General features: G+C 63.5%; 12 protein-coding genes. 4 read left to right on the top strand and 8 right to left on the bottom strand.

What is annotated here, in order from left to right; genetic code table 11:
• Positions 1-5 precede the first annotated feature (5 nt).
• Both IVB40_RS03445 and IVB40_RS35855 read right to left on the bottom strand, forming a co-directional pair.
• Entirely contained in the window at positions 6-1,508 is a 1,503-nt protein-coding gene (locus tag IVB40_RS03445) for a metallophosphoesterase (protein ID WP_247818099.1), read from the bottom strand.
• Between the two features lie 285 nt (positions 1,509-1,793).
• Complete coding sequence (locus IVB40_RS35855; RefSeq protein ID WP_018454690.1) at positions 1,794-1,997, bottom strand: hypothetical protein; 204 nt, start codon at positions 1,995-1,997, stop codon at positions 1,794-1,796.
• A 200-nt stretch (positions 1,998-2,197) separates the two neighbouring features.
• Here IVB40_RS35855 and IVB40_RS03435 point away from each other — a divergent pair, with 200 nt between their 5' ends.
• Both IVB40_RS03435 and IVB40_RS03430 read left to right on the top strand, forming a co-directional pair.
• Complete coding sequence (locus IVB40_RS03435; protein WP_247818098.1) at positions 2,198-3,571, top strand: leucyl aminopeptidase family protein; 1,374 nt, start codon at positions 2,198-2,200, stop codon at positions 3,569-3,571.
• Positions 3,564-4,418: an NlpC/P60 family protein gene (locus IVB40_RS03430; protein WP_247818097.1), complete on the top strand. Its 855-nt coding sequence runs from the start codon at positions 3,564-3,566 to the stop codon at positions 4,416-4,418. Before IVB40_RS03435 ends, IVB40_RS03430 begins: the two co-directional genes overlap by 8 nt.
• A gap of 6 nt (positions 4,419-4,424) precedes the next feature.
• On the opposite strand, the gene IVB40_RS03425 is transcribed toward IVB40_RS03430, so the two are convergent.
• The 6 genes from IVB40_RS03425 to IVB40_RS03400 all read right to left on the bottom strand — a co-directional run bounded on the left by IVB40_RS03425 (position 4,425) and on the right by IVB40_RS03400 (position 12,913).
• Complete coding sequence (locus tag IVB40_RS03425; RefSeq protein ID WP_247818096.1) at positions 4,425-6,062, bottom strand: ABC transporter ATP-binding protein; 1,638 nt, start codon at positions 6,060-6,062, stop codon at positions 4,425-4,427.
• 4 nt (positions 6,063-6,066) lie between these two features.
• Positions 6,067-7,248, bottom strand: a complete 1,182-nt coding sequence (locus IVB40_RS03420; protein WP_027570189.1) for an ABC transporter permease — start codon at positions 7,246-7,248, stop codon at positions 6,067-6,069.
• The gene (locus IVB40_RS03415) at positions 7,248-8,357 is read right to left on the bottom strand and encodes a microcin C ABC transporter permease YejB (RefSeq protein ID WP_007605353.1); all 1,110 of its coding nucleotides are present in this window, start codon (positions 8,355-8,357) and stop codon (positions 7,248-7,250) included. The genes IVB40_RS03420 and IVB40_RS03415 overlap by 1 nt, the downstream gene beginning before the upstream one ends.
• Positions 8,354-10,234 (bottom strand): extracellular solute-binding protein, encoded by a 1,881-nt coding sequence (locus IVB40_RS03410; RefSeq protein WP_247818095.1) that lies wholly within the window; start codon positions 10,232-10,234, stop codon positions 8,354-8,356. The genes IVB40_RS03415 and IVB40_RS03410 overlap by 4 nt, the downstream gene beginning before the upstream one ends.
• Before the next feature lie 14 nt (positions 10,235-10,248).
• On the bottom strand, positions 10,249-12,150 hold the full coding sequence (locus IVB40_RS03405; RefSeq protein ID WP_247818094.1) for an extracellular solute-binding protein: 1,902 nt from the start codon (positions 12,148-12,150) through the stop codon (positions 10,249-10,251).
• Between the two features lie 208 nt (positions 12,151-12,358).
• Positions 12,359-12,913, bottom strand: coding sequence for a cytochrome c family protein (locus tag IVB40_RS03400; RefSeq protein ID WP_027570186.1), 555 nt, complete (start codon positions 12,911-12,913; stop codon positions 12,359-12,361).
• A gap of 219 nt (positions 12,914-13,132) precedes the next feature.
• On the opposite strand from IVB40_RS03400, the gene IVB40_RS03395 reads away from it, so the two are divergent.
• Positions 13,133-13,873: a 3-deoxy-manno-octulosonate cytidylyltransferase gene (locus tag IVB40_RS03395; protein ID WP_027515424.1), complete on the top strand. Its 741-nt coding sequence runs from the start codon at positions 13,133-13,135 to the stop codon at positions 13,871-13,873.
• 21 nt (positions 13,874-13,894) lie between these two features.
• Positions 13,895-14,740 carry a prephenate dehydratase gene (locus IVB40_RS03390; protein ID WP_247818093.1) on the top strand — a complete coding sequence of 282 codons (846 nt, stop codon included), beginning with the start codon at positions 13,895-13,897 and terminating at the stop codon, positions 14,738-14,740.
• Positions 14,741-14,743 lie beyond the last annotated feature (3 nt).

The following is a 14,743-nucleotide window of genomic DNA, read 5'->3' as shown; positions in this document are numbered from 1 at the left end:
GTCCCTCACCGCGGCGCCTGCGGCGGCACCTCGCCGCCGAGGCCCAGATCGAGGCCCAGCGCCTTCACCTGCTCGTTCAGGTCTCGCAGCAATTGCAGTCGTTGCCGCGTTTCGATCTCGACATCGATGCCCGGCCGCGCCACCCTCGGCAATTCGCGCCGAAGATCGTCACGATTGAGCAGACGCCTCGCGCGGAGCTCGTCGAGCTGAACGTCGTCGATGCCGAGCACATTTGCAGATTGCTCGACCAACCGACGCAGCAGCGATGTCACCACGGCTACGGCGTCGAGGTCATGCTTGCGTGCGGATCTCGAGAACTTGCTGTCGAGATCGGCCCAGGCGTGAGAGGTCACGAGATAGACGTGGAGCAAATCGGCCCAATCCACCTCGCCGTCGGCATAGAAGGCGCGGCGTAGCAGGAGCCGGCGGGCGAATGCCGCGACCTGATCCCGTTTCAGCGTCGTGCATGCGTCGATCTCGATGCCCGACTGGACGGCCGGATCTCGGGAAAACTCGCGCCCGGCCGGCAGCCTGACGACGCCGTGCGGCAGGTTGGAATCGAGCGGCCTGAAGACACCATCCTTGCGCGGACGTGAGTAGCGGGCGATCGCGAAGCGATACTCGGTGCGGCCGCCATGGGACATCGGGCCGAAATGGATGACGTTGAAGCCGGCATCGTCACCGGCCTGCCCGGTCGATGATGGACAGGACAGGACGTAGATCGTGCGCCAGAATGCTTCATCGCTCTCACTCGACGTGGCGCGCGGATCGGGAATCGAATAGCGCGTCAAGCCTTCGACATGCCGGTGTCCGTGCAGAACGAGATCGACGTTGAGCGATGTCGCCGCTTCGAGGAAGGTCGCGGGCGCGGCGAGATACATCAGCGGCTCGTCGGGCACGCCGAGAAACCGCTTTCCTTCTCCGGTCGCCTGCGGCAGTGGATGATGGTGCAGCGCCAGCACGCGCACCAGGTTTTCAACCGGCTCGGCATAATCGGCGCGGCCGCCCGACCCGAGGCTGCCCGCGAGTTCGACGCTCAGCCGCGAGGAATCCGAGACCAGGGCGTGATAGGCGCTCTGGTCGACGTTGCTGCTCGCGAGCGTCGTGAGGCTCGCGCGGTTCGAATCCAGCAGCACCAGATCGAGACCGGCCTGACGGTAGTAGACGCTCTTCGAGGTCCGCGGCAAATGCAGGTAATCATAGACGTCGTGGCGGCCTGCACGCTGGCTCGGGCGCTTGACGTCGTGATTGCCGGCAATTGCCTGAATGTCGGTGAACAGCCCGGTCTGCCGGAAGGACGTAATGACGGCGAGCGCTTCGTCGAGCGCAGGCGGCGTCGGGTCGTCCACGATATCGCCGGTGATCAACAGGATGCGATCGGGAACATTCGCGAAGTCCGCCATCCTCTCGCGAATTGCGGCATTGAGCGTCTCGATCGTCGCAAGCAGCCGACCAGACCCGTCCAGATGCAGGTCGGAAATCTGTACGATGACGAACGATCTATCCATTTTGCGTCGCTTATTTGCGAATGCCGCGCCGCGCAAACGATAAGAGAAATGCCTTCGACGATCAGGTTCCGTTCGGTATCAGCCCGAGCCATGATGAGCCGGGGCAAGAAGCGACCGCATGCCTCGTTGTTACGCTCGCCACGTGCAGAACCGCACGACACAATCTAAAATATTGGCCAATAATGCCACAACCGCAGCGCTAGTAAAGCCCTGCGGCCGCTCGCGTGAACGGCGGTCCTCGGCATGAGATACGGGGCCCGCCCGATGATGGTTTCGTTCACCAGATCAATATTCGATGGCGAGCCGCTTGCGGATTTCGTCAATGCGCTTGTCCAGTGCATCGAACCGCGCGTGAACGGAGCGGTCGTGGAGATAGAAGACGTAACCACCGGCGAGGAACGCGAATATCCAATGATGATGCTCGACATAGCCAAAAATCGCCTCGACCGCCTGGCCGATGAATGTGACCACGCTCCACACAAATTCCATTGCATTTCCTCCCGGGCGGCTTTGTCGTCGGCCGCCGGAGATCTGCACCTGACGGCCGTTGCCGGAACCTAGCATGGCCCCCTTGCTGCGAGTAGCGGATCGCTGAACGGTGGCAGCAAAGCTGATTGCAGCGGCGGCGAAACTCTGCGAAATCTCGTCCGTTCGTATGACCCGCTCGATCTGACGATCCGGACCCGCCAATGCCTTCTGTCTTCGAGACGTCGCCTACCGCCATTCCGATCACCTTCGTCACCAAGGCGAGCTGGGATCAGGTCGCTGAGCGGCTACCGGCGGCGCAACGCCAGTTCGCCACTGCGAGCGCCTTTACCGCAAAGCCGGGCGGCTATCTCGCGCTGCCCGCGCCCGATGGCGCGATCGCGCAAGTGCTGTTCGGGCTCGAGGACGAAGGTGCAAGATCGCGCGACCTGTTCCGACCGGGCGCCCTGCCCGGCCTGCTGCCGCCGGGCGTCTATCGCTTCGCCAATGCACCGCACGATGCACGGCTCGCCGCACTCGCCTTCGCACTCGGCAGCTACCGCTTTGCCCGGTACCGCAAGGCGGATCGCCCCGACGTCCGTCTCGTGCCACCCGACGGCGTCGACGCGACCGAGATCAACCGCATGGCGGACGCCGCAATGCTGGCGCGCGACCTCATCAACACGCCGGCCAACGACATGGGGCCGGAGGAGCTTGCCGCAGCCGCGCAGGATCTCGCCGCCGAATTCGGTGCAAGCTTTGCCTGCACCATCGGTGATGAGTTGAAGACGAGTTTTCCGCTGATCCACGCCGTCGGCATGGCGTCAGACCGCGCGCCGCGGCTGATCGACATCGGCTGGGGCGACCCGGCGCATCCCAAGGTGACGCTGGTCGGCAAGGGCGTCTGCTTCGACACCGGCGGGCTCGACCTGAAGCCTTCGAGCGGCATGCTGATCATGAAGAAGGACATGGGGGGCGCCGCCAACGTGCTGGCGCTGGCGCGCATGGTGATGGATGCGAAGCTGAAGGTGCGGCTGCGCGTGCTGATTCCGGCCGTGGAGAACGCGGTGGCGGGCAATGCCTTCCGCCCGCTCGACATCTTCACCTCTCGCAAGGGCATCACGGTCGAGATCGGCAATACGGACGCGGAGGGACGGCTGGTGCTTGCCGACGCGCTGGCGCTGGCGGACGAGGAAAAGCCGGACCTGCTGATCGATCTCGGCACGCTGACGGGAGCGGCACGCGTCGCGCTGGGGCCGGATTTGCCGCCGTTTTACACCAACGATGAGATGCTTGCCGCCGACGTCGCACGATGCGCGGTGAAGGAGAACGATCCGCTGTGGCGCATGCCGCTGTGGCCGCCTTACGATGCGTGGCTGGACTCCAAGACCGCCACCATCACCAACGCACCATCAGGCGGCTTTGCCGGCTCGATCATCTGCGCGCTGTTCCTGCAACGCTTCGTCGAGCATGCCAGGAGCTGGCTGCATGTCGACATCTACGGCTGGACGCCGTCGGCGAAGCCTGCACGCCCCGAGGGCGGCGAATGCCAGGCCGCGCGCGCGATCTACACATTGTTGAGCGAGCGCTATGCGTGATCCAGGGCGAGATCCAAGGCTGACACCCGCGCGCGGCGACCTCGCCGCAAAATACCTCGAAGGCAAGGTGCAGGCGGATCGTTTCGTCACGGGCGAGGAATTCGAGACAGTCGAGGCGATCGCGCCCGTGCGCGAACAGCCGTCGTCGAACGCAATGCTGATGACACAAGCGTTGCGCGGCGAGCGCGTCACGGTCTACGACCGCAACGGCGAAGGATGGGCGTGGGGTCAGCTTTCCGGTGACGGCTATGTCGGCTGGCTGCCGGATGCAGCGCTGATGAAGCCCTCGGCCGCCCCGACCCATATGGTCAGCGCGCTACGAACCTTTGCCTTCCCCGGTCCCTCGATCAAGCTGCCGCCCGCAGACACCCTGGTGATGGGATCAAAGATCGTGGTTGTGCGCGAGGACGGCAGCTTCGCCGTGACGCGCGACGGACAATATCTGCCCAAGACCCATCTCGTCCCGCTCGGTCATCGCGAGCCGGATTTCGTCGCCGTCGCCGAGCGTTTCGTCGACACGCCCTATCTCTGGGGTGGCAAGAGCAGCCTTGGCGTCGATTGCTCCGGACTCGTCCAGATCTCGCTGACGTCAGCGGGCATCGGCTGCCCGCGCGACAGCGACATGCAGCAGGCCGGCCTCGGTCGCGCGCTGGAGCCGCATGAGCAGAGCAAGTTACAACGCGGCGATCTCATCTTCTGGAAGGGTCATGTCGCGATCGTCCGCGATCGCGGCACCATGGTTCACGCCAATGCGCATCACATGGCAACGGTGATCGAGCCGATCGAGCCGGCCATCGCACGGATCAAGCAAGCCGGCAGCGAGGTCACCGCGATCAAGCGGCTCTGACGGACGCTACGTCGCCGCCGAACCGTTCTCGGCCGTCTCCAGCCGGAACGCCGCCGCAAACAGCGCGCGCGTGTAATCCGTCTTCGGGTTCTTGAAGAGCTCGGCGGCCTGGCCTTCCTCGACCACCTTGCCGCCGCGCATCACGATCAGATGGCTGGCGAGCGAGGCGACGACGCGCAGATCGTGCGAGATGAACATGTAGGTGAGATCGCGCCGGCGCTGCAATTCACGCAGCAGATCGACCATCTGCGCCTGAATCAGCATGTCGAGCGCACTGGTCGGCTCGTCCAGCACGACGAAATCCGGCTCCAGCACCACCGCCCGCGCGATGCTGATGCGCTGGCGCTGGCCGCCGGAGAATTCATGCGGATAACGGTTGCGGGTATCCGGCTTCAATCCGACGTCCTCGAGCGCCTTGACTACGCGCTCCTCACGCTCGCCGCGCGAGAGCTGCGGTTGATGCACGGTGAGGCCTTCCGCGACGATGTCGGCGACCGACATGCGCGGGCTGAGCGAGCCGAACGGATCCTGGAACACGATCTGCATGTCGCGCCGGAACGGCCGCATCTCCTTGAAGCGGAGACCCTGGATATCTTTTCCCAGGAACACGATACGTCCGTTCGAGGAGATCAGCCGCAGCAATGCGAGCCCCAGCGTGGTCTTGCCCGAGCCGGACTCGCCGACGACGCCGAGCGTCTCGCCTTTGCGCACGGCGATGCTGACGCCGTCCACCGCCTTGATGTGGCCGACCGTCTTGCGCATCAACCCGCGCTTGATCGGAAACCAGACTTTCAGATCGTCGGCCGACATCACCACCGGCGCATCTGGCTGCGGCGGCGCGGGATCCGGCTTCGGCTCCGCGGCGAGCAGGTCGCGCGTATAGGGATGCTTCGGGCTCTTGAAGACCTGCTCGACCGGCCCCTGCTCCACGATCTCGCCGCCCTTCATGACGCAGACCTGGTCGGCGATGCGTCGCACGATGCCGAGATCGTGGGTGATGAAGAGAAGACTCATGCCGAGCCGGCCGCGGATCTCTGCGAGCAGCGTCAGGATTTGCGCCTGCACGGTGACGTCGAGCGCCGTGGTCGGCTCGTCCGCGATCAGCAGGTCCGGCTCGTTGGCGAGCGCCATCGCGATCATCACGCGCTGGCGCTGGCCGCCGGAGAGCTGGTGTGGATAGCTCTTCAGCCGCGTTTCTGGCTCGGGAATGCCAACCTGCGTCAGCAATTCCAGCGTCCGCCTGCGCGCCTCGGCATTGCTGGTCGGATTGTGCAGCTGGATGATCTCGCCGATCTGCGCCTCGATCGTGTGCAGCGGGTTGAGCGAGGTCATCGGCTCCTGGAAGATGATCGAGATGTCGCTGCCGCGGATCTCCCGCATCTCCTGCTCCGACCGGTCGATCAGTTCCTGGCCCTTGAAGCGGATGCTGCCCGAAGGATGCGAGGCGTTCGGATAGGGCAACAGCTTGAGAATCGAGAGCGCGCTGACCGACTTGCCGGAGCCGGACTCGCCGACCAGCGCCAGGCACTCGCCGCGCCTGATCTGGAACGAGACCTTGTCGACCGCGAGCGTGGTGGCGCCGCCCTGGTGGAAAGCCACCGAGAGGTCGCGCACGCTGAGCAGAGGCTGGTTGATCGCGTCCATTGGCTTACCTGAACGTCTTGCGCGGATCGAACGCGTCGCGCACGGCCTCGCCGATGAAAATCAAGAGCGACAGCATGATCGCGACCGAGAAGAAGCCGGAGAAACCAAGCCAGGGCGCCTGCACGTTGGACTTGCCCTGCGACAGCAGCTCGCCGAGCGACGGCGAGCCGGGCGGCAGTCCGAACCCCAGGAAGTCGAGCGCCGTCAGCGTCATCACCGAACTCGACACGATGAACGGCAGGAATGTCATGGTCGCGACCATCGCGTTCGGCAACAGATGCCGGAACATGATGACCTTGTTCGACACGCCGAGCGCCCGCGCCGCCTGGATGTACTCGAAATTGCGCCCGCGCAGGAATTCCGCGCGCACAAGCCCGACCAGCGATACCCAGGAAAACAACAGCAGGATGCCGAGAAGCACGAAGAAACCGGGCACCAGCACCGACGACAGGATCAGCAGCAGATAGAGCGAAGGGATCGCGGTCCATATCTCGATGAACCGCTGGAACAACAGGTCGATCCAGCCGCCGAAATAGCCCTGCACCGCGCCGGCCGCGATGCCGACGACGGAGGAGACGATGGTCAGGCAGAGGCCGAACAGCACCGAGATGCGGAAGCCGTAGATCAGCCGCGCCACCACGTCGCGGCCCTGGTCGTCGGTGCCGAGCCAGTTGTATTCGAGATCGCGGCAGCTCTTGAGGCCCTTCTTCTCGACGACGGGCTTGCACTGCGCTTCCGTCAACATCCAGGTCGGCCGCGACGGCGCCGGCGTCGGCAGATCGAGATTGTGGGTGTCGTAGGAATAGCGGATCAGCGGCCAGACGATGCTGCCGCCCTTCTCCCTGATCAGCTTCTGCAAGTAGGGATCGCGATAGTCGGCCGCCGTTTCGAAGTCGCCGCCGAAAGTGGTTTCCGAATAGGTGACGACGGACGGCCAATAGAGGTGGCCATCATATTTGATCAGGAACGGCCGATCATTGGCGATCAGCTCGGCGAATAGCGACACCACAAACAGGATCAGGAAGATCCAGAAGGACCAATAGCCGCGCCGGTTCGCCTTGAAATTCTGCCACCGGCGCCTGTTGAGCGGCGATGGCACGAACGGTTTGCGCGTGATCGGCACGGCACTGCCGAGCGGCGACTTCGCAGTGGTTTCGATCGGCGTGGTGGGGGCGGCCAGTGTCATCAGACCTCCCGCGCCTCGAAATCGATCCGCGGATCGATCCACATATAGGTCAGGTCAGAGATCAGGTTGATCACGAGGCCGACGAGCGAGAAGATGAAGAGCGTGCCGAACACCACGGGGTAGTCGCGGTTGAGAACGCTCTCGAAGCTGAGTAGTCCCAGCCCGTCCAGCGAGAAGATGGTCTCGATCAGAAGCGAGCCCGAGAAGAAGGCGTGAATGAAGGTGCTGGGAAAGCCGGCGATGACGATCAGCATCGCGTTGCGGAAGACGTGACCATAGAGCACCCGATTCTCGCTGCAGCCTTTCGCGCGCGCCGTCATCACGTATTGCTTGCGGATCTCGTCCAGAAACGAGTTCTTGGTCAGGAACGTCATGGTGGTGAACGCACCGAGCCCCATGGCGATCAGCGGCAGCGTCAAATGCCAGAAATAGTCGATGATCTTCCAGTACCACGGAAACTGCGACCAGCCGTCCGAAGTCAGTCCGCGCAGCGGGAACCAGTTGAAGAACGAACCGCCGGCAAACAGGATGATCAGGAGGATCGCGAACAGGAAGCCGGGAATGGCATAGCCGAGCACGAGCACGCTCGACGTCCAGGTGTCGAAGCGCGTCCCATCCCTGACCGCCTTGCGGATGCCGAGCGGAATCGAGATCAGGTAAGTGAGCAACGTCAGCCAGATGCCGAGCGAGATCGAGACCGGCAACTTCTCCTTGACGAGCTGGAGCACGCTGACATCGCGAAAATAGCTCTTGCCGAAATCGAAGCGGGCGAAATTCCAGACCATCAGCGCGAAGCGCTCAGGGGCCGGCTTGTCGAAGCCGAACTGCACTTCCAGCTTTTTGATGAAGTCGGGATCGAGGCCTTGCGCGCCGCGATATTTCGAATTGATGGCGTCGCCGCCGGCCCCCAACTGCCCCGGGGCGCGCTGCGCAAAGTCGCTGCCGCCCGAAATGCGCGAGGTCCCGCCGGTGTCGGCGCCCGAGAGCTGCGCGATCACGCGCTCGACCGGCCCGCCCGGCGCGAACTGTACGACAATGAAGGAGACGAAGAGGATCCCGAGCAAGGTCGGGATCATCAGCAGGATGCGGCGGGCGATATAGGCGCTCATGGCTGTTTCGCCTGATCGAGCTTCGCGGCCTTGCCACCCTCGTACCACCAGATGTCGGGAGCGCCGACGCCGTTGGCATAACGCGGCGGCTTTTGCGGATGACCGAATTGGTCCCAATAAGCAAGCCGGTGCGTCTTGTTATACCATTGCGGCACCCAATAACGGCCGGCGCGAAACAGGCGATCGAAGGCGCGGCAGGCGATGGTCAAGTCCTCGCGGCTGTCGGCCGCCATGATCTTCTCGATCATGGCATCGATCGCCGGGCTGGCGACGCCCGCGAGATTGTACGAGCCCTTCGTTGCCGCGACCTGCGACGAGAAGAACGCGCGCATGGCGTCGCCCGGCGTTGCGGACATGCTGAAGCGTTGGATCGTCATATCGAAGTCGAAATCTTCCTGGCGCGCCTTATGTTGTACGGCATCGACGAGGCGCACGCTCGCTTCGATGCCGAGCGTCGCGAGATTCTTGATGTAGGGCCCATGGTGCGGCTGGAACGAAGCCTCGTCCAACAGGAATTCGATCCTGAAGATCTCGCCGTTCGGCAGCATCCTCTTGCCGTCCTTGATCGGCAAGCCGGCGTCGCTGAGCAGTTGCTGCGCCTTGCGCAACAGGCTGCGGTCCTGCCCGGAGCCGTCCGAGACCGGCGGCGTGAACGGCGCGGCGAACACCTCGTCGGGAATCTGGCCGCGAAACGGCTCCAGCAGCTTCAGCTCTTCCGGCGGCGGAGGCCCATCGCTCGCCATGAGGTCCGAGTTCTGAAATGGCGACACCGTGCGGGCATAAGCACCGTACATGATGGTCTTGTTGGTCCACTCGAAGTCGAAGGCGTCGATCAGTGCCTCACGCACGCGAGGATCCCTGAATTTTTCGCGCCGCGTGTTGATGAACCATCCTTGCGCGCCGGACGGCGTGTCGTCGGGCACGACCTCCATCTTGACGCGACCGTCCTTGACCGCGGGGAAGTCATAGCGGGTCGCCCAGATACGAGCAGTGAACTCTTCGCGGTAGAGATAGTTCTTGCCGGTGAAACCTTCGAAGGCGACATCGCGGTCGCGGTAGAATTCGTAGCGCACGACGTCGAAATTGTAGCTGCCGCGACAGGGGGGCAGATCGGCAGCCCACCAATCCTTGACGCGCTCGTATTCGATGTAGCGGTTGACCTCGAACTTGCCGACCTTGTACGGCCCCGAACCCAACGGGATCTCCAGAGACGTTTCGTCGAACGGACGGGAGGCATAGTAGGCTTTCGAGAATATCGGCAGGCTCGCGACATAGAGTGGCACGTCGCGCGCGCGTCCCTTGGCGAAGGTCACAACAAGCGTCGCATCGTCAACAGCTTCCGCGCTGACCATATCGCGCATCTGCACGATGATCAGGGGATGGCCCTTCGTCTTCAGCGACGTCAGCGAAAACGCCGCGTCGTGAGCGGTGAGCTTGGTGCCGTCGTGGAATTTCGCCTCGGGCCGCATGGTGAAGCGATAAACCAGCCTGTCTGCCGATATATTTACCGACTTGGCGGCAAGCCCGTACATCCCGTCCGGTTCGTCATTGGCGCGCAGCATCAGCGGCGCAAAAGTCATGTCCATGCCCTGCGCGCCATCGCCTTTGAGGATGAAGGCATTGAGCGAGTTGAAGGTCTGGTAGGACTGGTTGTAGGCGCGCACCGACGGGATCAGCGAGAAGGTGCCGCCCTTGGGCGCGTCGACATTGACGTAGTCGAAGTGATGGAAGTCGGCGGGATATTTGAGGTCGCCGAAGGCCGACATGCCGTGGGCTTCTGCAGGCATCTCGGACGCTGTCGCGCCCCGGAGCCAAGCGGCGCTGAACGCGCCACCGGCACCCAAGGCCAGCACATGCCGGCGTGAAAGCTGCGCCATGCGAGAAATGCCCTTCACGACTTCTTTGCGATCCGCGCCGCCTTGTCCGCGTCGTGCCACCAGATGAACGGAAAGCCGGACTGACCATATTTGGGCAATTCCGCTGGCCGGCCAAACCGATCCCAGCGCGCGGTGCGGACCTTCGTATAAGTCCACTGCGGCACGACGTAGTGATTCCACAGCAGCACGCGGTCGAGTGCCTTGGTTGCCGCGACGAGATCGTCGCGACCCTTGGCGTAGATCACCCGCTCGATCAGCTTGTCGACCGCCGGATTCTTGATGCCGGTAATATTGCGTGAACCGGCGATGTCGGCCGTCTTTGAGGACCAGAATTCGCGCTGCTCGTTACCCGGCGACTGCGACTCGCCCCAGGAGTTGGTGACGATGTCGAAATCCCACTCGCGCGTCCTGTTCTCGTACTGAGTGGGATCCACCGTCCGCACGCTGACAGCAATGCCGAGCCGTTCCAGCGACGGCTTGTAGAACAGCGTGATCCGCTCGAAGCTTGGATCTGAGTTCAGCAGCTCCAGCGAGAACTGGGCGCCGGTCTTGATGTCGATCAGCTTGCGCTCGCGCACCTCGTAGCCGGCTTCCTTGAACAGGCGCAGCGCCTCGCGCAGATTGTCGCGAACGGCTTCCGGACTGCCGCTGACCGGGTTGGTGTAGGCCGTGGTGAAGACTTCGGGCGGGACCTCGGCGCGGACTGTCTCGAGGATCTCGAGCTCCTTGCCCTGCGGCAACCCGGTCGCCATCAGCTCATCAATGCCATCAAAATAACTGCTGATGCGCTTGTACTGGCCGTAGAAGATCTGCTTGTTCATCTCCTCGAAGTCGAAGGCGTAATTGAGCGCGCGTCGCACGCGCGGATCCTTAAACTTGGCGCGGCGCAGGTTCGGCACGAAGGCCTGCATGACGCCCGAGCTGCGATTGGCGAACTCCTCGAGGATCACGCGCTTTTCAGTGACGGCCGGGAAGTCGTAGGCTGTCGCCCAATTCTTTGCGCTGTTCTCGGTGCGCCAATCGACCTGATCGGCCTTGAAAGCCTCGATCGCCACGGTGGCGTCGCGGAAATACTCGTAGCGCAGCTCGTCGAAATTATTTCGGCCCACATTGGCGGCGAGATCGCGCCCCCAATAATCCTTGACGCGCTCCAGCGCGATCGACCGCCCGGCAACGAATTCCTTAACCCGGTAGGGGCCCGAACCCAGCGGCACTTCGAGCGTGGTGGCGGAGACATCGCGCTTGCGGCCCTGCGCGTCGGTGCCCTCCCACCAATGCTTCGGCAGGACCGTGAGCTGCCCAACGATCTGCGGCAATTCGCGGTTGCCCGGCGCGTCGAACACGAACTTTACCTCACGCTCGCCGACCTTCTCGGCTTTCACCACATGGCTGTAATAGGCCGAGTACTGCGGGTGGTGCTTCTTGAAGGAATCGAGCGAGAAGATCACGTCGTCCGCGGTAACCGGCTTGCCGTCATGCCATTTGGCTTGCGGCCGCAAGCGGTAAGTCACGAAGGAGAAATCATCCGGATGGCTGACGGCCTCGGCCAGCGCGCCGTATTCGGTCGAGACTTCGTCGAGCGAGGCCGTCGTGAGGGATTCGTAGATGAATGCCACGGCACCGGCGACTTGCCCCTTCACACCGGAGACGACGATATTGAAATTGTCGAATGTGCCGACGGCGATCTGGCGCGCGACGCCGCCTTTTGGCGCTTCCGGATTGACGTAGTCGAAGCGCTTGAAGTCCGCAGGGTATTTGACCTGTCCGAACAGCGACAGCGCGTGCCGCCAAGTCGGCTCGCTGGCGGATTGCGCGTGTGCCACGCCGACGCCGGAAAGGCCCCCTACGGAACCAAGGGCGGGGAGCGTTGCGGCAGCGGTGCCAGTGAGCAGGAGATCGCGTCGGGTAAGGGCCAAATCAACATTCCTGTCTTGAAGGAGGCTACTCCTTTAAGGTCCGAATATAGGCGAGGTTTCGACGGAATATGTTGCTTTTTCCTCATCTTGGAAGCCCGGCTGGCCGATCGCTGCGGCCAAACGCCCCGATAACAACGCCGCGAGGCCCGGATAAGCAAACGGCCGGGCTTTGAGCCCGGCCGCGTACCAAGATCGAAATCGACAGGCCTTACTTCGCCGCGGTCGGCAGCGGCTTCGGGCTGTCGGAGAGACTGTTCAGGTAAGCGATCACGTCGGCGCGCTCGCTATCCTTCGGGATGCCGGCAAAGCCCATCGCGGTGCCCGGGACAGCCGCCTTGGGATTGGCGATGAACTTGTTGAGCGCATCGAAGTCCCAGGTGCCGCCCTTGGCCTTCATCGCAGCCGAGAAGTTGAAGCCGCCGCGGCCCTCGCCAACATGGTCGCCGACGACGCCGTAGAGGTTCGGACCGACACGGTTCGGGCCGCCCTTCTCGAAGGTGTGGCAGGCGCCGCACTTCTTGGCGGCGGAGGCGCCCTTCTCGACCGAGGCGGTCTGGAGCAGCTTTTCGATCGGTTCGGCGGCCGCGGGGGCAGCGCCGCCTTCCTTACCGTGACCGGCGTCTTCCTTCACCGCGATCTCGAAGCCCGGCTTTTCCGGCATCTTGGGCGAGAACAGCGCACTCGCGGTGAAGCTCGTCACCAGCAGAAGGAGACAGGTGCCGAGCACGGCACCGAGAATCTTGTTCAGTTCGAAAGAGTCCATTGCCGGCCAGGCCCCACACCGCAAGAAGGATCGAGCGGCCCAATGCGGCCGCCAGGACGAGCCTCGGAGAATCAACGTTCCTTTATTGTTTCCCCGAGTTTTGCCATTGAGATATCGGTTTGCCCGGGGTCTGGCAACCCGTATAAGCGAGCGGGCTTCACGCCCGTCCCCACCCCATTTCTCGGCGCGGAAAACGCCCCGTTTCCAGGCCCTTGAACCATGATCGATCCCCGCATCCTGGTGCTGATTCCAGCCCGCATGGCCGCCACCCGCCTGCCCGGCAAGCCGCTCGCCGATATCGCGGGGCAGCCGATGATCGTGCACGTGATGCGCCGCGCCGAGGCCGCCGGGATAGGCCGGGTCGCGGTCGCAACCGACACCGCGGAGATCGCGTCCGTCGTGACCGCCCATGGCGGCGAGGCCGTGATGACCCGCCCGGAGCACCCGTCCGGCTCCGACCGCATCCACGAGGCCATGCAGAAGCTCGATCCGGACGGCAAAGCCGAGATCGTGGTCAATCTCCAGGGCGATTTCCCGACCATCACGATCGACAACATCCGCGAGGTGCTGCCGCCGCTGCAAGACCCTGTCGTGGACATCGCAACGCTGGCTTCGCAGATCCACACCGAGGAGGAGGACCTCGCGCCCAGCGTCGTGAAGGCGATCGGGACCTCGCTCGGCGGCAGACGCATGCGCGCACTTTATTTCACCCGCGCCACCGCGCCGACCGGCGACGGGCCGCGCTACCACCATATCGGCCTCTACGCCTATCGCCGCGCCGCGCTGGAGCGCTACGTCTCACTGCCGCCTTCGCCGCTGGAATTGCAGGAGAAGCTCGAGCAGCTCCGGGCGCTTGAGGCCGGAATGCGCATCGACTTCACCATTGTCGATACCGTGCCCCGCGGGGTCGACACCCCGGCGGACCTGGAAACCGCCCGCAGCATCCTTTCCAAATCCTGAGCCGCTGTTACAAGGCCGAGCATGAGCAAGCTGAAAATCGCATTCCAGGGCGAGCCTGGGGCCAATTCCCACATCGCCATCGTCGAGGCCTATCCCGACGCCGAGCCGATGCCCTGCGCCACCTTCGAGGACGCCTTGTCGGCGATCTCGTCGGGCGAAGCCGATCTCGGCATGATCCCGATCGAGAATTCGGTCGCAGGCCGCGTCGCCGACATCCATCATTTGCTGCCGGCCTCCGGCCTCTTCATCATCGGCGAATGGTTTCTGCCGGTCCGGCATCAGCTGATGGCGGTGAAGGGGACCAGGCTCGAGGACATCAAGAGCGTCGAGAGCCACGTGCACGCGCTCGGCCAATGCCGGCGCATCATTCGCAAGCTTGGCATCAAGCCGATCGTGCACGCCGATACCGCCGGCAGCGCCCGCGACATTTCCGAACGTAACGACAAGTCCGTCGCCGCGATCGCCTCGCGCCTGGCCGCAAAGATTTACGGCCTCGACATTTTGGCCGAGGACATCGAGGACGAGGCCCACAACACCACGCGCTTCGTGGTGCTCGCGCGCGAACCGAAATGGGCCGCACAGGGCTCCGGTCCGCTGGTCACGACTTTTGTGTTCCGGGTGCGGAATTTGCCGGCCGCGCTCTACAAGGCGCTCGGTGGCTTTGCCACCAACGGCGTCAACATGACCAAGCTCGAGAGCTACATGGTCGACGGCAATTTCTTCGCCACCCAGTTTTACGCCGACGTCGACGGCCACCCTGATGACAAGGGCCTCGCTTTCGCGATCGAGGAGCTGAAATTCTTCTCGCGCGAATTCCGCATCGTCGGCGTGTATCCAGGCCACCCGTTCCGCGCGACGATGGAATAGTCT

This window comes from Bradyrhizobium sp. 40 (assembly GCF_023100925.1).
In the GTDB taxonomy this organism is placed as follows: domain Bacteria; phylum Pseudomonadota; class Alphaproteobacteria; order Rhizobiales; family Xanthobacteraceae; genus Bradyrhizobium.
The sequence above is the reverse complement of the archived record's forward strand: the minus strand, read 5'-3'. Positions and strand labels throughout refer to the sequence as shown.

What these genes read in the sequence shown, in the direction of transcription:
- IVB40_RS03420 (WP_027570189.1), bottom strand. Translation starts at nt 7,248, where the DNA reads ATGACACTGGCCGCCCCCACCACGCCGATCGAAACCACTGCGAAGTCG.
- IVB40_RS03390 (WP_247818093.1), top strand. Translation starts at nt 13,895, where the DNA reads ATGAGCAAGCTGAAAATCGCATTCCAGGGCGAGCCTGGGGCCAATTCC.
- IVB40_RS03415 (WP_007605353.1), bottom strand. Translation starts at nt 8,357, where the DNA reads ATGAGCGCCTATATCGCCCGCCGCATCCTGCTGATGATCCCGACCTTG.
- IVB40_RS03430 (WP_247818097.1), top strand. Translation starts at nt 3,564, where the DNA reads ATGCGTGATCCAGGGCGAGATCCAAGGCTGACACCCGCGCGCGGCGAC.
- IVB40_RS03445 (WP_247818099.1), bottom strand. Translation starts at nt 1,508, where the DNA reads ATGGATAGATCGTTCGTCATCGTACAGATTTCCGACCTGCATCTGGAC.
- IVB40_RS03410 (WP_247818095.1), bottom strand. Translation starts at nt 10,234, where the DNA reads ATGGCGCAGCTTTCACGCCGGCATGTGCTGGCCTTGGGTGCCGGTGGC.
- IVB40_RS03435 (WP_247818098.1), top strand. Translation starts at nt 2,198, where the DNA reads ATGCCTTCTGTCTTCGAGACGTCGCCTACCGCCATTCCGATCACCTTC.
- IVB40_RS35855 (WP_018454690.1), bottom strand. Translation starts at nt 1,997, where the DNA reads ATGGAATTTGTGTGGAGCGTGGTCACATTCATCGGCCAGGCGGTCGAG.
- IVB40_RS03395 (WP_027515424.1), top strand. Translation starts at nt 13,133, where the DNA reads ATGATCGATCCCCGCATCCTGGTGCTGATTCCAGCCCGCATGGCCGCC.
- IVB40_RS03400 (WP_027570186.1), bottom strand. Translation starts at nt 12,913, where the DNA reads ATGGACTCTTTCGAACTGAACAAGATTCTCGGTGCCGTGCTCGGCACC.
- IVB40_RS03425 (WP_247818096.1), bottom strand. Translation starts at nt 6,062, where the DNA reads ATGGACGCGATCAACCAGCCTCTGCTCAGCGTGCGCGACCTCTCGGTG.